General features: G+C 43.5%; 17 protein-coding genes and 1 pseudogene. 7 read left to right on the forward strand and 11 right to left on the reverse strand.

The features are described 5' to 3' along the window. Window positions 1-90: 90 nt before the first annotated feature. Together MICAI_RS04685 and rimO are read right to left on the reverse strand one after the other, a co-directional pair. Entirely contained in the window at window positions 91-1530 is a 1440-nt protein-coding gene (locus tag MICAI_RS04685; protein WP_008198520.1) for a DEAD/DEAH box helicase, read from the reverse strand. 41 nt (window positions 1531-1571) lie between these two features. Continuing rightward, the gene (rimO, locus tag MICAI_RS04690; RefSeq protein WP_008198521.1) at window positions 1572-2885 is read right to left on the reverse strand and encodes a 30S ribosomal protein S12 methylthiotransferase RimO; all 1314 of its coding nucleotides are present in this window, start codon (window positions 2883-2885) and stop codon (window positions 1572-1574) included. 181 nt (window positions 2886-3066) lie between these two features. Here rimO and btpA point away from each other — a divergent pair, with 181 nt between their 5' ends. From btpA to MICAI_RS04715, 5 genes are all read left to right on the forward strand, one after another. Then, window positions 3067-3918, forward strand: coding sequence for a photosystem I biogenesis protein BtpA (gene btpA / locus MICAI_RS04695; protein WP_008198523.1), 852 nt, complete (start codon window positions 3067-3069; stop codon window positions 3916-3918). A gap of 171 nt (window positions 3919-4089) precedes the next feature. Beyond that, window positions 4090-5076, forward strand: coding sequence for a vitamin K epoxide reductase family protein (locus tag MICAI_RS04700; protein WP_008198525.1), 987 nt, complete (start codon window positions 4090-4092; stop codon window positions 5074-5076). Window positions 5077-5185: 109 nt separating this feature from the next. After that, on the forward strand, window positions 5186-6370 hold the full coding sequence (locus tag MICAI_RS04705) for a DNA methyltransferase (protein ID WP_008198527.1): 1185 nt from the start codon (window positions 5186-5188) through the stop codon (window positions 6368-6370). Window positions 6371-6446: 76 nt separating this feature from the next. After that, a complete protein-coding gene (locus tag MICAI_RS04710; protein ID WP_232306130.1) occupies window positions 6447-7298 on the forward strand; it encodes a Bpu10I family restriction endonuclease in 852 nt (283 codons plus the stop codon). Between the two features lie 72 nt (window positions 7299-7370). Then, window positions 7371-8609, forward strand: coding sequence for a DNA cytosine methyltransferase (locus MICAI_RS04715; protein ID WP_008198530.1), 1239 nt, complete (start codon window positions 7371-7373; stop codon window positions 8607-8609). 314 nt (window positions 8610-8923) lie between these two features. On the opposite strand, the gene MICAI_RS04720 is transcribed toward MICAI_RS04715, so the two are convergent. The 8 genes from MICAI_RS04720 to ilvD all read right to left on the reverse strand — a co-directional run bounded on the left by MICAI_RS04720 (window position 8924) and on the right by ilvD (window position 17401). After that, window positions 8924-9232 carry a PIN domain-containing protein gene (locus tag MICAI_RS04720; protein ID WP_369751897.1) on the reverse strand — a complete coding sequence of 103 codons (309 nt, stop codon included), beginning with the start codon at window positions 9230-9232 and terminating at the stop codon, window positions 8924-8926. Window positions 9233-9316: 84 nt separating this feature from the next. Further along, on the reverse strand, window positions 9317-9538 hold the full coding sequence (locus MICAI_RS04725; RefSeq protein WP_008198534.1) for a hypothetical protein: 222 nt from the start codon (window positions 9536-9538) through the stop codon (window positions 9317-9319). Between the two features lie 881 nt (window positions 9539-10419). After that, window positions 10420-10866 carry a hypothetical protein gene (locus MICAI_RS04730; RefSeq protein WP_008198536.1) on the reverse strand — a complete coding sequence of 149 codons (447 nt, stop codon included), beginning with the start codon at window positions 10864-10866 and terminating at the stop codon, window positions 10420-10422. Window positions 10867-10909: 43 nt separating this feature from the next. Continuing rightward, entirely contained in the window at window positions 10910-12523 is a 1614-nt protein-coding gene (locus MICAI_RS04735) for an ABC transporter substrate-binding protein (RefSeq protein ID WP_008198539.1), read from the reverse strand. 243 nt (window positions 12524-12766) lie between these two features. Further along, on the reverse strand, window positions 12767-13687 hold the full coding sequence (locus MICAI_RS04740; RefSeq protein WP_008198540.1) for an FTR1 family iron permease: 921 nt from the start codon (window positions 13685-13687) through the stop codon (window positions 12767-12769). A 34-nt stretch (window positions 13688-13721) separates the two neighbouring features. After that, window positions 13722-14156 carry a ferritin-like domain-containing protein gene (locus tag MICAI_RS04745; RefSeq protein WP_002731529.1) on the reverse strand — a complete coding sequence of 145 codons (435 nt, stop codon included), beginning with the start codon at window positions 14154-14156 and terminating at the stop codon, window positions 13722-13724. A 228-nt stretch (window positions 14157-14384) separates the two neighbouring features. Further along, entirely contained in the window at window positions 14385-15245 is an 861-nt protein-coding gene (locus MICAI_RS04750; protein WP_008198553.1) for a tetratricopeptide repeat protein, read from the reverse strand. A 470-nt stretch (window positions 15246-15715) separates the two neighbouring features. Then, on the reverse strand, window positions 15716-17401 hold the full coding sequence (gene ilvD / locus MICAI_RS04755; RefSeq protein ID WP_008198555.1) for a dihydroxy-acid dehydratase: 1686 nt from the start codon (window positions 17399-17401) through the stop codon (window positions 15716-15718). 196 nt (window positions 17402-17597) lie between these two features. On the opposite strand from ilvD, the gene MICAI_RS26275 reads away from it, so the two are divergent. After that, complete coding sequence (locus MICAI_RS26275) at window positions 17598-17753, forward strand: hypothetical protein (RefSeq protein ID WP_172456668.1); 156 nt, start codon at window positions 17598-17600, stop codon at window positions 17751-17753. 137 nt (window positions 17754-17890) lie between these two features. After that, a pseudogene (locus MICAI_RS04765) lies at window positions 17891-18025 on the forward strand (DUF4277 domain-containing protein); the annotation flags it as partial. A 22-nt stretch (window positions 18026-18047) separates the two neighbouring features. On the opposite strand, the gene MICAI_RS26840 reads toward MICAI_RS04765, so the two are convergent. Beyond that, window positions 18048-18244: transposase (locus tag MICAI_RS26840; protein WP_071988997.1), on the reverse strand; the 197-nt coding region annotated here is incomplete at its 5' end.

Here is an 18244-nt window from a genome sequence, read left to right on the forward strand (position 1 = left end):
TGGGTTAATAAGCTATTATAAACATAAAAAAAGTTGATAGAACCAAAACGGTCTATCAACTCTTAAAATTATCTATTCAAGAACTAAAAATTAACGTTCTTGAAAGACGATTTTTTTGTCCAGGGAAGGACGGTTATTCGACTTAGAGGGATACTTATTACCACCACTGCGGGGAGTTTTATTAATCACAGGTTTACTGCTGGCCGCTGCGGGAACTTCCCAATCGGTTTTCATCCACTGGGGACAATTTTGATCGTAGATCATTTGCAGGGCAGCAGCCGCGATCGCTTGGGGATCGTATTCTTCACTTAAATCCCGCACTAAAGGCAAGAAAGAAGCCATCCGTTCCCCCGATAAAGCCTCTTTTAGCTGATTTTGCAGCTTGGCCAGGCGTTTTGCTTCTACTTCGGTCCGACTAGGAATGGGACTAGATTCCAGACGTTGACGCAGACGCTGTTCAATCTGACGTAATAAACGCCGATCGATCGGTTCTACTAAGGATATAGCAGTTCCTGTTTTACCAGCGCGGCCGGTGCGGCCAATGCGGTGAATATAGGTTTCGGCATTATCTGGCAGATCATAGTTAATAACGTGGCTGAGATTTTCCACATCTAGACCGCGGGCCGCGATATCTGTGGCTACCACTAATTTAATTTTGCCCTCGCGGAAACGTTGCACCAGTCGTTCCCGTTGCACTTGGCTTAAGTTACCGTGGTATTCATCCACCGTTTGCCCCGCTTCTTGCAGTTTGCTGGTTAATTCGGCCGCGGTTTGCTTGGTGCGGACGAAAATAATCGCCGATTCTAGGGGTTCGATCTCTAACAGGGGTTGCAGGACTTTTAATTTCGTCCAACCGCGAGGGATCAGATAAATTTTCTGCTCGATCTTAGCAGGAGCGGCCTGGGGTTGAGAAACCGTCACAGAAACGGGAGATTTCAAGAAATTAGCGATTAAATCGCGGATTTCCCGGGGCATAGTTGCCGAGAAACAGGCGGTTTGACGGGTGGAGGGGGATGCTTGCAGAATTTTCTTAACATCATCGATAAAACCCATACTGAGCATTTCGTCCGCTTCATCGAGGACTACCCAGTTTAGGGATTCTAGATGGAGTTTTTTGCGATCGAGCAGATCGATTACCCGGCCCGGAGTCCCAACCACAATCTGGACACCTTTTTCCAGACTGCGGATCTGACGTTCCATGGATTGACCACCACAGACTGTCAGGATAAAGAGACGACGGTCATCAGAGAAATCCTTGATGGCGCTGGCCACCTGTTGGGCTAATTCCCGGGTGGGAGTGAGGATTAAAGCTTGAACGTTAGGATTTTTGGTGTCCATGCGTTCCAGTAAAGGCAGGGAATAGGCGGCGGTTTTGCCGGTTCCCGTTTGCGACATTCCTACCATGTCATGCCCTTCTAGAAGGAGAGGGATGGCTTTGGTTTGAATTTCGGTGGGGGTGGTGAATCCAAGCGTTTCTAGGTGTTGAAGACGGCTATCGGATAAACCTAAATTGTTGAAACCAGTGGTCATAGGGATTGTTTTGTGGGAATTAAATTAGAAAAATGGAAAAATTAGACTATTTCGCCGTAGAGATCGTAGGTATCGGCCGAAGTGATTCGGACCTGCACGATCGCACCTAGAATCGCCTCCCCTGTCACATAAACCAAGCCATCCACTTCCGGGGAAAAACGAGCGGAACGCCCGATTAATTCTCCTGTTTCCGGGTTTTCCTGTTCGATGAGAACATCGACAGTGTGACCGATATAAGCTTGATTTTTGCGTTCCGAGATCGGTTGCTGAGTTAACATCAACCTTTCGCGGCGTTCTTCCATAATTGCCTGTGGCACTGGATTGGGCAGGTCAAAAGCGGCTGTACCTTCTTCGGCGGAGAAGGTAAACACCCCGACGTGATCGAACTCATGACGCTTGACAAATTCCAGCAGATGGCTGAAATGTTCCTCGGTTTCTCCGGGGAAACCGACGATAAAAGTCGTTCGTAAAACCGCGTTCGGGATAGCTTGCTTGATCCGCTCGATAATGCCATCGTTGACTCGTCCTTGCCAGGGACGGTTCATCGCCCGCAGGATGTCGGGATGGGAATGTTGTAGCGGCAAGTCTAGATAGGGTAAAACATTCGGGGTCTCTCGGATCGCCTCGATAACCTTTGGCGTTAACCCGGTCGGGTAAGCGTAGTGAACGCGAATCCAAGGTATATCGACTTCTCCCAGCGCTCGCAAGAGTTCCGCTAATTTGGGTTCGCCATATAAGTCTAACCCATAATTGGTTGTTATTTGCGAAATGAGAATTAATTCTTGGACTCCTTGGCTGGCCAATTGTCGCGCTTCGGCCACAATCGACTCGATCGAACGGGATCTTTGATCGCCGCGCAGGTGGGGAATAATACAGAAAGCACAGCGATAATCGCAGCCTTCGGCCACCCGCAGATAGGCGACTCCTTCGGTAGTGGTGCGATAACGGGGCAGATTTTCATCGGCGATAAAAGTGGGATCGGTGCTGACTTCTTTGACTCGTTCTCCCGTCTCTACCCGTTCGACGATCTCGACGATTTTCTGATAATCCCCTGTACCGACAATGGCCACGGCTTCCGGCAATTCCGTCAGCAGTTCATCTTGGAAATGTTGGGCCATACAGCCGGAGATAATAATTTTTTTATTAGCTTCCGCCAGTTCCACGAGGGTGCGAACGGATTCTTCTCTAGCTGCTTGAATGAAACTACAGGTATTAACGATAACGTAATCGGCCAACTCCTCGTCATTATCTACGGGATAGCCGGCCTTGGCCAGCAGTCCTAACATATGCTCGGAGTCGATCCGGTTTTTCTCACAGCCCAGGTGTGAGATAGCGATGGTTGGCTTATTGCCCATGCGATCGAGTATCAACCAAATCTTAAACTTCTCTAATGTTAAGACATTTTAACGGATTCCGGAATTGATAAAATCATTAGCAGTTAAAATAATTTCCCCCCCGTGGAACCGTGGGTAGGCCTTCACCCTGTTAAAATGGGTGAGCGGCGCATGGTTTGGGACGCTAAGAGTAGTAGACGCTGTGAACTTAATTGCAACTTTCAAGACAAAAAACCCGATTATTGGCGTGGTTCATCTCGCCCCCCTGCCCACTTCCCCCCGTTGGGGTGGCAGTCTCAAGACGGTGATCGAGCGGGCTGAACAGGAGGCGACGGCTTTGGCTGCCGGTGGTGTTGATGGTTTGATTATCGAGAATTTTTTTGATGCCCCCTTTACTAAGCAACAGGTGGATCCCGCCGTGGTTAGTGCCATGACGTTAATTGTTGATCGCATTAAAAATCTGGTGGTCTTACCGATTGGTCTTAATGTTCTCCGCAATGATGCCCATAGTGCCTTAGCGATCGCTACCTGTGTCAATGCCCAATTTATTCGGGTTAATGTGCTAACGGGGGTTATGGCCACTGATCAGGGCATTATTGAGGGTCAGGCCCACGAACTCCTGCGTTATCGGCGCGAATTGGGGTCTGAGGTCAAAATTTTAGCGGATGTTTTGGTTAAACACGCCCGCCCCTTGGGAACTCCTAATCTAACTACGGCAGTGCAAGATACGATCGAACGGGGACTGGCAGACGGGGTGATCCTCTCTGGTTGGGCCACTGGTAGCCCCCCTAGTTTTGAGGATTTGGAACTAGCAGTGGCAGCGGCCAAGGGAACACCGGTTTTTATCGGCAGCGGGGCTGATTTGGACAATATCGGGCAGTTGCTGCCGGCTGCCGATGGGGTGATCGTGGCTAGTTCCCTCAAGCGTCATGGCAAAATTACTGAACCGGTGGATCCGATCCGGGTGTCGCAATTTGTGGAAACGGCCCGGCAGATCAACGATCAAAAGGCAAAAATTAATAATTCTCTCCCTTCTTTGCCTCTGTCCACATAACCCCTTGCTAGAATGGCGGATAGTTATCGGTCGTCAGCGAGCCTAAGTTTTTAGGAATTGAAAACGTCCTAATTAACACAATATGGTTAGGGAATTTTTCCTTTCGACAAAGTACATTTCGATTTACCTCCTGACTCCTGAATTCTGCTGTAATTTAATCTAAATAATATTATGCGTCGTCGTTCTGTACCTTGGATTCATCGCTACTCTCGGCCCCTAATTGGGGGCGTTTCGATCGTGGGGGCGATTCTGACTGGCTATTTAACCATTACCAAACTGACGGGAGGGGCTGCGGCCTGTACCGCCGGGGCTAGTGATGGGGCTGGTTGTAGTGGTGTTCTTAATAGTCCCTACGCTACGGTTTTCGGGCTGCCCTTGAGTTTGTTCGGTTTTTTGGCCTATATTGCCATGGCGGTTTTTGCCCTCAGTCCTCTATTTATCAATGGGGAAACTCAGAAAAATCTCCGCAAAAGTTTAGAAAATAATACTTGGTTATTGCTGTTAGCGGGGGCGACGGCGATGGCGGTATTTAGTGGTTATTTAATGTATGTTCTAGCCACGGAATTAAAGGAATTGTGTCCCTACTGCATCACTTCCGCTTTGTTCGCTTTAACCTTATTAATTCTCACAATTGTCGGTCGCGAATGGGAAGGTTTAGGACAAATTATACTGCCGATGGTTGTAGTGGCAATGATTACTTTTGTGGGAACTTTAGCGGTTTACGCAGGAGTAAATTCCCCCACGGTGGCAGGAGGAAAAGAAGAAATTACCCGGCCAATGACAGCGGCTAAACCTCCCTACGGTTGGGAAGTAACCACGGTTTCGGGAAAAGCAGAAATCGCCCTGGCTAAACATTTAAAAGCAATTGGTGCGAAAGAATACGGGGCTTTTTGGTGTCCCCACTGTTACGATCAAAAACAGTTATTTGGTAAGGAAGCGGGAGAAATCCTCAAAAAAGAAGGGGTTTATATCGAATGCGATCCCCAAGGGGTTAATGGTAATCCCCAAGCTTGTCGCGATGCCGGAATTAAAGGTTTCCCCACTTGGATTATTAAGGGTCAAGAATATTCGGGAACCCAAAGATTAGAGAAATTAGCGGAGGTTTCTGGTTATACCGGCCCGATGAATTTTAAATATACAGTTCCGGGTCGCAAGTAGGAAAATATTGAGGGGTTGAACTTTGTTCAGCCCCGACATTTTATAGTGTTTGTTCTCCAGATAAAGTAGAACTTTAATTTTGTTCTTAGCAAGAGAGGGAGATTGAAAGTTGCCAGATTTTGATCAACCTATACCCCAAGAAAAACTTGACATTATTGAGAAAACTAGAGCCAATTTATTTGTTTGGCGAGGTCAGTTTTCACCCCAACTGATAGAGACTATTTTAAGTTTCTATTGCCCATCTAATTCGGTCATCCTCGATCCTTTTGTGGGTAGCGGAACTGTTTTGCTAGAGGCAAGTTATTTATCCCTAGAAGCTTATGGATTTGAGATTAATCCCGCTGCTTATATCATGAGTCGTACCTATGAATTTATCAATGATTCTCAAAAAAAAGAAGTTCTTAAAAACCTGAGAAATATCCTCGATCAAGAATTTCCTTTGAGAATTTTTGAAGTCAGTGACCAAGTAGAAAATTTAGTAGATAAATTGCAAAATACTAGGAATATGCTACCGGATCGGTCAAAGGTTTTATTTGATGCTTTGGTAATCATTCTTGATGTGTGTAACAATAAAATTACTCAGGAATTTATTCAGAAAAAATTTTTACATCTTAGCAATATAATTACTAAGCTACCTTACTCTCAAAAGCCGATCAGGGTTGGATTATCTGATGCTCGTTCTCTACCACTAAAAAATAATCAGATAGATTTTGTTGTGACTTCTCCACCCTATATAAATGTTTTTAATTACCATCAAAATTATCGTCAATCTGCTGAAATATTAGGATGGGATTTACTCAAGATAGCCAAGTCAGAAATTGGCTCTAATAGAGCAAATAGGAGTAATCGTTTCTACACTGTAGTACAATACTGTTTAGATATGGGTGACATTTTAAAGGAACTGGCAAGAGTCAGCAAGCAGCAAGCAAGAATTGTTTTAATTGTAGGACAAGAATCTAACGTTCTTGGCGTACCTTTTTATAATGCTGATATTATTGAAAAAATAGGTATCAAAGCCAAACTATTTCAGAAAGTATTAAGACAAAAAAGAAAATTTAAGAATAAATTTGGTAAAGTTATTATAGAGGATATAATTAATTTTATTAACTTAAATAATCAAGTTAGCCAAGAGGTAATAGAACAAATTTCTAGAGAGGTAGCATTCGAGGTATTGGAAAGCAGTAGGCTGTTTGTATCTTCAGAAAACCAGCTATGTTTAGAATCAGCAATTGCCAAAGTCAATAATATTCAAAAAACACCAATTTTAGATAAGAGATTATATATTGACCTTTGAACATCAACAAAAATACATGAACGAATTTTCCCGTCCTCACTACACGAAACTAACTGCCTGTCTTAACAATCCTCGGTTGCCAGAAGCTGATCGGGAACGTTTAGAAGAAGCTATTATAAAATATCGCCAGTGGATTATCGAGTTAGAATCGATTAATTCTAGTCAAGCAGATGCAGTAGAAAAGCTAGTGTCAGCTACTAACCGATATAAGCGTTTTATTGAACTTGACTTGATTTTTGATAGTTCAGATAACTTTTTGTATAGACAGAAGGGACAGTTAAAATTAGATAATACTATATTAGAAGAATTTTTACCGCAGCTGATTTTCCGTAGTTTACAAGGAATAGATAACTCTTTTGAATTGGGTCCACGAAATACCTTCTCTGGACTAAGTTTCCTATCCTCTCTCGGCAATATTGGTCAAGGTGGTCAAGCAAATATTAGAAGCAAAAATCAGGATTTTATGCTGGGTAAAAAGTTATATATAAAGTCATCTTTTGACCCAGAATTTCAAAATTATGAATTGATTGAGTCTCATCTTGGCTATGTTTGTGCAGAGTGCAAAACCAATTTAGATAAAACTATGTTTCAGGAAGCTGTAGCCACAAGTAGAGATTTAAAAATTGCCGTTCCTAACTCTTTATATTTTTTGATTTGCGAATTTCTTGATATGACACCAGTTTCAATAATTTCTACTCAAATTGATGATGTGTTAATTATACGAAAAACTAAGCGTATGACCGCTAATCTTCGACAAGAGTATCGCTCCTCAAAAGCAAGACAGCTGCACAGACAGGAATATGTAGATTTTTTGGATGCTTCTCAATATTATCCCGATGTGTTTCAAAGGATGATCGATAAAATACAAACTCATATTGATAATACAAATCCATCACTGGAAAATGTTTTATATCAAGGATATTTCTAGAAATTTTCTCGACATCAAGTTTAGCTACTTTGATGTATAATAGAGAGGTAGATAAGTTGCTAATTATTGGTTATGACTCAGGTAAATCTACAAAAAGCCGCTAATATTCTCGGTGTAACTACCGCAGAAATACTAACATGGCAAAAGAAAAAATTAATCAAAGGTCAGAAAATCAATCAAGTTGATTGGTTATTTGATCTCGAGCAATTAACCAATCTTAAAAATAACCAATCCCCCGGAGAATTGAGAATTTTACAAACTGTTGAGCCAACTAATTACACGGTTATTGAATTATTTGCTGGCTGTGGTGGTATGGCTTTAGGTTTAGAAAATGCGGGACTAAAAACCCAATTACTGGTGGAAATTAACCAAGATTGTGTTAATACTTTAAGACTCAATCGACCGCAATGGAATGTTATAAATCAAGACATAAAAAAGATTAAATTTTCTGATTTTAGAGACAAAATAGATATTGTAGCTGGAGGTTTTCCCTGCCAACCTTTTAGTTATGCTGGGTTAGGAAAAGGATTAGAAGATTTGAGAGGAAGCCTATTTTTTGAATTTGCTCGTTGTTTACAGGAAGTGCAACCTAAAATCGCTATAGCCGAAAATGTTCGAGGATTATTAAGCAATAAAAAAGGAGAAACCCTCCAATTAATGCTGCAAGCTTTACAGGAAATCGGTTATTATGCTGCTTATCAAGTTTTATCAGCCCAATTTCTTGATGTTCCCCAAAAAAGAGAAAGATTAATTATTATTGCCACCCGTCAAGACCTAAATATTAAACCCATTTTTCCCCAATATAGAAACTATACTATTTCTCTGAAAAAAGCTCTAGAGAATTGTCCAAGTTCTCCAGGAGTAGAATATAAAGAAAGAAAAAAAGAGATTATGTCCTTAGTTCCCCCAGGAGGAAATTGGCGGAATTTGCCGATGGATATTCAAAAAGAATATATGAAAAATAGTCTCAAAAATCACGGCGGACGGACAGGATATGCTAAAAGATTATCCTGGGATGAACCGGCTTTAACTATTACCTGTAGTCCGGCACAAACCCAAACAGAAAGATGTCATCCCCAAGAAACTCGCCCTTTGACTGTGAGAGAATATGCACGAGTGCAGTCCTTTCCCGATGATTGGCAATTTACCGGTAATTTAACCTCTCAATATCGACAGATTGGTAATGCGGTTCCCGTGAATATGGCCTATCATCTTGGTGGCTGTTTAATTAATATGTTGCAGGGGGATTATCTGGGGGAAACACAGCCAAAAACCGAACAGTTAAGCATTCCGGGGTTAGAAGTTAATTAATTTTGACTAAAAGTAAATAGCGCTTGCTGAATAAATGTGAAATGTAGGCAAGGTAAGGGTTTTAGGGATCGTCGCCCGTACTTTTTCAGCAAACCCTAACTATTCGTAATCACTGACACGCAAAAACTATTGATTTAGGATAAGTAGGGAGGCACAATTATTTGTAGGATGGGTTAGCGGTAGCGTAACCCATGCGGGCGTTGGGTTTCATGTCTCAACCCAACCTACGTTCTGACACGCAAAAACTATTGATTTAGGATAACAAATACAATTATAATACTTTTGAATCACCGATAACTGTTTCAGTTTTATTGTTAGATGGTATAGGGAATCTCAATAAATGGATGTTGATTGAGATCAAAATCTTGGGTATTACGAGTGACTAATTTGAGATTATAGTAAAGGGCGATCGCTGCTTGAATGGCATCGGGCAATTTCCATTGAATAACCTTTTTGTTAGGCTGTTTGGTTGCCTTTTTTTTGATTTGTTCACGACGGATTTGAATGACTAAATCAGTGATGTTTATATCTAAATCTATCAGGGAAAAATGGCTTAACAACTCTCCTGCTTTGTCAAAGGAATTATCATCATCAAAACCAATGAGAACTTCGGCTTTAGTAATGACAGAAGTGAGCTTTTAGATAAACTGTAGCTTGGGTAATACCATTAAAATGGTCGATTAAAATACAGGAGTCTATTAATCGTTTCATATCCACTCCTCCCGAATTTTTTGCTGATATTCTAAGCCATCTCCTTTAGTCCAGATTCCCTTAGTTTTATCTAATAAGGCTTCAAAATCGGCTTCTGTCTTTTCATCCTCAACTACTTGAATGTTAATGGCTAACTTTGTTCCTGCTTTAAAGGGTAAGTTAGAGAGGATAATCTTCTGAGAATGATCGATGATTAAATAGGTTTGATAACTATTCATAATTATTGACAAGCAAAAACTATTAATTTAAGTAGGTAGGCACAATTATTTGTAGGATGGGTTAGCGGTAGCGTAACATAATCGGGCGTTGGGTTTCATGCTTCAACCCAACCTACGTTCATTTTATATTTAATTCCACCCACCCACTTAGGACAACAAATACAATTATAATACTTTTGATTTTTATATCTCGTTCCCAGGTTCTACCTGAACTAATAACTGTTCACTGAATCAAGGGTTCTCTCTGAATATTACTTTAAGGCAGAGCCTTAAATATTCTGTTCCAAGGCAGAGCCTTGGAACAAGAGAAAAACAAGAAAAAATTTAGGGTAGGGGCGAAGCATTCGGATAGTAAATTTACGGTTTCAGCGATAGGTTATTGCCCGAATGCTTCGCCCCTACAAGCATTATGGGTTTGATAACTATTCATAATTATTGACAAGCAGAAACTATTGATCCAGGATAACAAAGACAATTATAATACTTTTGAATCACCGATAACCGTTGCAGTTTCATTGTTCTTAATAAAACTTAATATACTTCAATTTTCTCAAAAAAATCGACTGGCCTTTACAGGACTCGGATTAATGGGACTTCGCAAGAAACGTTAATCCAATAGTTAGGGTGTGCCGAAAGAAGCTAGATACAATTGAGTAACGCACAGAAAACGGGTTTCTCCGAGAAACCCGTTTTCTACTCATGCACTCATGCAAAAAGGGGAATAAATAATCAGTCTTTAATAACCAGATTTAGTATAACTACTTCTTGCATGAGTGCCTATCCTCAGCCAGAAATTGATTTTGTCCGATTTTACTGTCCGGAGTCTGTAGGGTTGATTCATGAATCAACCCTACCCCACTAGAAATTGATTTTGTCCGATTTTACTGTGCGGGGGGAATAACTTCTAACGGAATACTTTCAGTTTCTCCATCTTTAGATGGATTGACATCCGGACTTTTTTCTGCATCTGGAGTTTTTTCCACCGCTTTGGTTTCTGAGGTGGGGGGATTTTCGGGGGGTACTTCTGGACTGGGGTTCTTTTCCGGGATGGGAGTGAATTCCACCGGGGTTTCGCTTTCAGGAGACGGGGAAACTTCGGGGGAAGGTTCGCTATTGCGGGTAGTTTCCGCGGGAGTTTCTTCTATCCGGGGAGATTCTGGGGTAGTTGCAGGGGTAGTTGCGGGGGTGTCTTCCCTGGTTTTTTGTTCTTCCTGGGGACAAGCTGCCGATTCTAAACCGAGATGACATCGGACTTCCTCCCGTCCCAAAGATACGGCAATTCCCGACACCGACATTAACAAAGCTAGGATGGGTAAGATATTGTTCATAAAATTAGACTTGATTCTACTCCTCGACATCACATTGTCTATTTTAGATAGGATCGAACTGATATTGAGAACCCTTTGGCCCCTCATTGCCGCGATTAGCGCGTACTAGGGGAACTTGGTTAAAAATATTAAAATCCGTGGTGCTTCCCTGCAAGGTGATTCCTCGATTTAAAGTTTCGACTACAGTAGCACGGTCAGAACTTTTAGCGATCGCTTCTCCTAATACTTTCATGCTATCGTAGGCGGTAGCAGTACGCCAACTGACGCGACCGCGCCAACTTTTCAGCGCATCCTTGGCAAAAGGATCCGTTGCTTGGAAACTCCAAGGTACTGCTAGAACTAATCCGTCGATGCTATCCGCTCCTTGAATAAGTATATCGGGTGTATAAAGTTCATTTCCGCTTAATAAGAGCATTCCAGACGATTCTTGGGCAATAGCCACGGCTTGATCGATGCGATCGCCGTCTTTACTCAAGGCCAAAAATACCACCCTAGCGCCGGCTTGTTTGGCCTGATCTATGGCGGTTTTAGCGTTAAAATTGGCTTTGGTTGTGTCTATTGCCTTAACTATCTTGCCTCCCGGTTCTTTGATCGCTTTAGCAAAGGAATCCTTTAATTTTTGACTATAGGGACTATCGGAATTATAAAACAGAACCACTGACGGAGAATTCTCTTGCTGACTAGCATAATTAGCCAAAGTTTTGGCCACTGCTTCCAGATAACTGCCTAAAACTTCCTGAGATTTATCCTTAAGGGGAATGGTTTTCAGGGTTGCATTTCCCGTTTGACTGACACTGGTAGTCAGGGGAGAAAGAATCGCTAATCCTTCTTTTTCGTAACTTTCAATCGCTTTTTGACTAAAAGGATCGATTCCGTGGCCCATAACTGCCAAAACTTGACCGGATTGAATCAGATCATCGGCTATCGCTTTTGATTGTAACCCACCGCCATCATTAGCGATAACTATTTCCAAAGGATTACCCGGATTAGAATTATTAAACTCCTCTTGATACCTGGCCACACCTCGGAGAATTTCCTTAGCGCTGTTGGGGTCGTTAGCGATGGGGACAACAACGGCTATAGTCTTTTGATTACCTTTTTGTCTAGCTTTGGCGTTATTGTAATAGATTTTGCCCTCCGGATCGTTTGCTTGGGGAGTGGCTGCTAGTTGGTAAGCTGCGATCGCATTTGCCCAATCTTCCTTTTTAAAGGCCGCTGCGCCTTTTTCTTTGTTAGGAGTGGAATTAAGCAGTATTTTCTCACCTTGGCTAAATAAATCGGGATTTTTAGCCGTATTACTCACAAAAGTTGCCTTGGGTTGCTTGTCTGGGGTTTCTTCTGGTGTAACTTGGGAAGTATCGGGTTTGGGAATGAGCATTTGCAATAGACTCCAACCCCCTAAACCTGCGGTTAAAGCGGTAATTATCAAAGCGAAGGGAAGTAACCAGTTCGATTTTCGGCCGACTTTAGTTGTACCCCCCGGGGAGACCACCACCGTGGTTTTAACCGTCGTTGTGACGGGATCCATCGCTTCCCTAGGTAGGCCACAGATAGGACAATCAGGAGTAGTATTTTCGCAGGGTTCATGACCTCCCGCAATCGCTTGCGGATAAGTTTTACCATCTTTAGGGATACCGTCACATTGCCAAGTAGTCATAATCAGTTATCAGTTATCAGTTATCAGTTATCAGTTATCAGTTATCAGTTATCAGTTATCAGTTATCAGTTATCAGTTATCAGTTATCAGTGGGTAAGTTATCAGTGGGTAAGTTATCAGATTTGAGTTTTAAGTGAGCAGTATGTGTTAAGTGAGCAGTATTAAATAGCAGTTTCTTGCCATCTTTTCACTGTTTACTGATTACTGTTTACTGTTTACTGGTCACTGTTTACTGATTACTGTTTACTGATCACTGTTTACTGTTTGAGGACGTTGTCGTAAGCTTTGGAAATAGAGGCCACCGATAAGCAGTAAAAAGAGGATATAAGCAACAATTTGACTGATATAGAGGTTTTGACGATAACCAAACAGAGATTTAAGGAGGAGTCCGGGGAAAGTGCGATCGCTCAAAATTTGGGAACCGTCCCAAACTTGAAAACCGAGAAGACAGGAGGAGGGGAGAGAAGGACAGAAATTGCGATAAAAAGGGTCAATTTCACTTAAAAGACTGATTCCTGCGTCGATATGTTTCAAAACACCGATGAGTAATCCCGCAACGATTAAGAGGAGGAAAGTCCCCATAATTTGGAAAAAGAGACGGATATTAATTTTTACTCCCCCTGCAAATAGGAGAGTTCCCAACAAGGTTGCGACACTTAACCCCGCTATCGCACCGAAGGTTTGTATCTGCCAATCTTTTTGGAATTGGGCCAGGATAAAGAGGACAGTTTCAAATCCCTCCCGCAAGACAGCGATAAAAACGAGCAGAAAAATCGCTTTTCCTGCCCCATTTTTCGCTTTTAAACCCGCTTTTACCGCACTTTCTACCTCAGATTTCAAAGATTTGGCCTGTTGAGTCATCCAAATTAACATCCAACTCAACATCAAAACGGCAATCAGTCCAAAAGTGGCGGCCAGTAATTCCTTGAGCATTGGTACGAATGGACTAGGAGAGGCATCCACTTGCAAAAGGATTCCCCCTAGCAAAATACCGACTAAAACACTAGCGACCACTCCCGCACCAATACCACGATACACCCATGAGTTAAGTTGCGATCGACCCGATTTTTGTAAACAAGCGAGGACAATTCCCACCACTAAAGCGGCCTCGAAACCTTCCCGGAGAGTGATGATAAAAGTGGGTAAAGCGGAACTAAGATTCATAAGCTAGTGGATAAACTCTAGCTTTGATCCTAGCTCAAGCAAAATCCCGCAGCATCTTGCGAATTTCCAGATTGTGTAATTCTTCTTGTCCGATCATACCGCGAGCGAATTCTTCTAGGTAAATACTGGCATCTTCGACGGTTTCTAGGAGTGCTTTGTACAAATCAAGGGATTTTTTCTCATGATTGAGGCTCTCACTCAAGATTGCTTTGATATTGTGTTCATAGCTTTCCTCGATTGGGGCAATTTTTAAGCTAGGATGACCTTCTAAACCGGTGAGAATTTCCCCAACTTGTTGCGCGTGGGTGAGGGATTCCGTGGCCTGAGTCTGGAAAAATTGGACGATGGGGATGCGATGGGGACCTGTCACCATCAGGGAATAGTGGGTGTAACGGACAACTCCCGCTAGTTCAAATTCCATGATTTCGTTCAGTTGTTCGATGGTTTTGTCTCTGTCTAGTTCTCGCATAAGATTCTCAATAATTTTTCTCTAATTGCAATTGTAGCTAATCCAAACCGGCTAAATGAATCTAAAAACCTTGTTGGCTAATATCTTTAGGCTTTTTTGTCGTCAAAAAGTGCCAGCCATTTGAGCAATCCGGGGGAAGTTTTAGGCACTTTTTCCCTGAAAATGCCTAAAATCCCACACACCCCAGGACAAACCCTTTCAGCAAACCCTAGGTGCTGCAAAAAGACTTTAGCTGGGGGAATAGCAACTCAAGAGGTCATTAAAGGTTTCATTTTGCCTTAAACCATCGAAAACAAAGTTATTACGCGCTAATTCGCCACATATATCCGGTTCTATGTCTAGAGCTTCCCGTAAACAGTTGATCGCTTTTTCTTGTTGACCGAGGGCGGCATAACAGCAGGCGAGATTATACCACGCATAGCGATCATCTTGATCGATTTTTAACAATTCTTCATAACAGGCGATCGCTTCTGGTAAACGCTGTAATTCCTGTAGGATCACACCCTGTTGATACCAGGACCAGTAATCTTGCGGTCGGATATCGAGGGCGGTACGATAATTAAATAAAGCCTCTTGGGGATTGCCCCAATCCCGGAAAGCGTCGCCGCGACGATACCAAGCCCAATAATCCCGGGGTCGCGCCCCTAGGGCCAAGTCATAAAAAGTGATAGCGCGTTCGTAATTTTTCAGCAATCGATAGGCCTCCCCTTGCCGGTAGGCTGCCCAATAGTCCCCCGGACTATGACTTAGGGCCCGTTGAAAACAAGCGGTCGCTTTTTCGTAGTCCTTTAATTCCTGTAGATAAACACAACCTTGATCGTACCAAGCCCAATAGTTATCATCCTTTACCTGTGCGGCGTTAGCATAACTTTCAGCCGCTTCTTCATACATTCCCAAGTCTTCTAGTATCATACCCCTTTTGTACCATGCCCAATAATCATCTGGATAATATTCTAAGGCTTTTTCGTAGCTGATTAAGGCTCCAAAATAGTCCATTCTTTCTTTTAAAATATTGCCTTGGTCATACCAGTCCCGATAGGTATCTGGACGGCATTCGAGCGCTCGATAGACAGTGAGTAGATAGGTCATAGTTATTAATCTTTAACGGAGGCAGGAGTCAGGAGTCAGGAGAATTAAGAATGAGCATTAATTAGGGCTGGCTGAATAAATGTGAAATGTAGGCAAGGTAAGGGTTTTGTGGCTTTACGAGCGAAACAGGTGCCAGATTTTGAGAGAATCATGCTTCAAAACCTTGTGTCTTCATCGGCCCGCGTCCTGTAGGGGCGAAGCATTCGGGCAATAACCTATCGGTGAAACCGTAGATTTTCTATCCGAATGCTTCGCCCCTACTTTTTGCCGCAAACCCTAATTAGAGCCGTCAGTCTTATCAGTTATCAGTTATCAGTTATCAGTGGGAGTGTTGGGTGAGCAGTGGGTGCTTTTTCCCTGAAAATTAGGTAGTTGACCACCTGAAAATCGATAAAACCCCACACCCTACACCCCACACCCCACACCCTGCCCCCAGGAAAAGCTTTTTGCCGCAAACCCTAGTTATACTTTTAGAACAGATTCAGATCTGTTAAAGCGCCGAGACTGCTAGAGGAGACTAACTTGGCGAATTTGCCGAGAATTCCCGTTTTATAGCGTGGGGGGCGCGGTTGCCAATGGTTACGACGACGGGTTAATTCTTCCTCCGATACATTTAAACTCAAGAGACGCTGACGAGCATCAATAGTGATTTGATCCCCCTCCTCGACTAGGGCAATTGTACCACCCACCGCCGCTTCTGGAGCGACGTGACCGACCACCATGCCATAGGTTCCCCCGGAAAAACGACCATCGGTAATTAATCCCACGGAATCCCCTAAACCGGCGCCGATAATTGCCGAAGTGGGGGCTAACATTTCCCGCATACCCGGTCCGCCTACTGGTCCCTCGTAACGGACAACCACCACATCCCCGGCTTTAATTTTTCCGGCTAAAATTGCCTCTAAACAGGTTTCTTCCGACTCAAACACCCGCGCGGGTCCGGTGATGACCGGAGTTTTCACGCCGCTGATTTTGGCCACAGACCCCTCCGTGGCCAGATTTCCTTTTAAAATGGCTAAATGACCCTCTTTATAGACAGGATTGCTAAAAGGACGGATAACATCTTGGCCTGAGGGCGGTTGGTCGGGAATATCGGCTAAAATCTCGGCGATAGTCTGACCGCTAATGGTAAGGGCATCCCCGTGCAGTAAACCATTAACCAGGAGAATTTTCATCACTTGGGGAATACCGCCGGCTTTATGCAGATCTACGGTAACGTAACGCCCGGAGGGTTTAAGATCGCAGATAACTGGTACACGCTGGCGGATGGTTTCAAAATCATCGATCGATAATTCTACCCCGATGGTGCGGGAAATGGCTAAAAGGTGCAGGACAGCGTTAGTGGAACCTCCCACCGCCATAATTACCGAAATGGCGTTTTCAAAGGCTTTACGGGTCAAAATTTGGCTAGGGAGAATCTGTTTTCTAACCGCCTCGACCAAAACCTTGGCCGATTCTTCGGTACTATCGGCTTTTTCCGCATCTTCGGCGGCCATGGTTGAGGTATAGGGTAAACTCATCCCCATGGCTTCAAAAATGGAAGACATGGTATTAGCAGTAAACATTCCACCACAGGAACCGGCCCCGGGACAAGCGTTGCGTTCAATTCCGATGAGGTCTTCTTCACTGATTTTACCGGCGCTGTACTGTCCCACGGCTTCAAAGGAACTGACTACGGTTAAATCGCAATCTTTGTAGCGCCCCGGTTTAATCGTGCCACCATAGACGAAAATAGCGGGAATATTCATCCGGGCCATGGCAATCATTGCCCCCGGCATATTTTTGTCACAACCCCCAATAGCGAGGACTCCATCGAGACTTTGACCATTACAGACGGTTTCAATGGAATCGGCGATTACCTCCCTAGAAACGAGAGAATATTTCATCCCTTCTGTTCCCATGGAAATCCCGTCACTAATGGTGATAGTCCCGAAAAGTTGCGGCATTCCCCCCGCTAATCTGGTGGCTGCTTCGGCACGCATTGCTAAATCATTAATTCCCATGTTACAGGGGGTAATGGTGCTAAATCCGTTAGCGATGCCGATGATTGGTTTGCTAAAGTCCTCATCCCCAAAACCTACCGCTCTTAACATGGCCCGATTCGGACTGCGTTGGGTACCTTGGGTAACAATGCGACTTCTGTAGTTATCTGCCATAACTTTATCTTTCTCCAATGGCGGCTTATGTGTGCGATCGCTGCTCAAGTTCTCCAATCGCACCTTTATTTCTATTTTCTGACTTTTGGCCGCTCTGAGCAGGTTTTAGGACAGCCCATCTCTAAAGAAAATATAAAACTGCGGGATGATTCAGGGGACAGCTATCGGAAATCAGGATTATCGCAACCCTAAATTCGTGTCAGCCACCGATCTAACCAGACGCGAGGATATCGCCCCCCTCGACAACCCGGACGTATTAGCCCAACTGCTTGCGGCCAAGCGCTCGCCCCGGACGCGACACGCTTATGCGGGGGATTTAAACCCACATTCCGCACCCTCAACTGTCACATAAGCTGTCCCCCTCCAGAGACTTGAGTAAAAATACTTAGCTGGTGAAGGTTTTCTCGGTGGCCGCTAGGGGGGTCTTGAGACCCATAATTATGAAAAAATAGGAATTGTTGAAAAACTTAGGCAGTGGGCTGTTCGACCATGAATCAATCAACAGAAATTGAAGTCAAAAATCTAGACCATCTGGGATTAGTAGCCGGAATTATCGATGAAATAGGAATCGTTGAAATTATCAACGAACAAGTCTCAATTGAGCGAGGAGAAATTGTCACAGCGAGCTGGGAGGGGGACAAGCGAGCTAGAAGGTAGATAGGGCAAGCGATATCGCTCTTTGTCCTTTGATGTAATCCTTCAACCGATAGCGGCTAATTTGCATTAGCTCTTCTATATTTTTTGGGAACATTTGATGTAGCTGGAGCCAATGATAGAGATGTTGACCCACATAAAAACTGCTGTGTCTGCGTTGACCTTTATATCTTTTTTCAGGTCTTGTAA

The sequence above is a fragment of the Microcystis sp. T1-4 genome (genome assembly GCF_000297435.1).
In the GTDB taxonomy this organism is placed as follows: domain Bacteria; phylum Cyanobacteriota; class Cyanobacteriia; order Cyanobacteriales; family Microcystaceae; genus Microcystis.

Bases quoted from the DNA above. Each gene is read 5' to 3' on its own strand.
- MICAI_RS04715 (WP_008198530.1), top strand. From the start codon at position 7,371: ATGACTCAGGTAAATCTACAAAAAGCCGCTAATATTCTCGGTGTAACT.
- MICAI_RS04685 (WP_008198520.1), bottom strand. From the start codon at position 1,530: ATGACCACTGGTTTCAACAATTTAGGTTTATCCGATAGCCGTCTTCAA.
- MICAI_RS04745 (WP_002731529.1), bottom strand. From the start codon at position 14,156: ATGCGAGAACTAGACAGAGACAAAACCATCGAACAACTGAACGAAATC.
- MICAI_RS04750 (WP_008198553.1), bottom strand. From the start codon at position 15,245: ATGACCTATCTACTCACTGTCTATCGAGCGCTCGAATGCCGTCCAGAT.
- MICAI_RS04740 (WP_008198540.1), bottom strand. From the start codon at position 13,687: ATGAATCTTAGTTCCGCTTTACCCACTTTTATCATCACTCTCCGGGAA.
- rimO (WP_008198521.1), bottom strand. From the start codon at position 2,885: ATGGGCAATAAGCCAACCATCGCTATCTCACACCTGGGCTGTGAGAAA.
- MICAI_RS04700 (WP_008198525.1), top strand. From the start codon at position 4,090: ATGCGTCGTCGTTCTGTACCTTGGATTCATCGCTACTCTCGGCCCCTA.
- ilvD (WP_008198555.1), bottom strand. From the start codon at position 17,401: ATGGCAGATAACTACAGAAGTCGCATTGTTACCCAAGGTACCCAACGC.
- MICAI_RS04725 (WP_008198534.1), bottom strand. From the start codon at position 9,538: ATGAATAGTTATCAAACCTATTTAATCATCGATCATTCTCAGAAGATT.
- MICAI_RS04735 (WP_008198539.1), bottom strand. From the start codon at position 12,523: ATGACTACTTGGCAATGTGACGGTATCCCTAAAGATGGTAAAACTTAT.
- MICAI_RS04730 (WP_008198536.1), bottom strand. From the start codon at position 10,866: ATGAACAATATCTTACCCATCCTAGCTTTGTTAATGTCGGTGTCGGGA.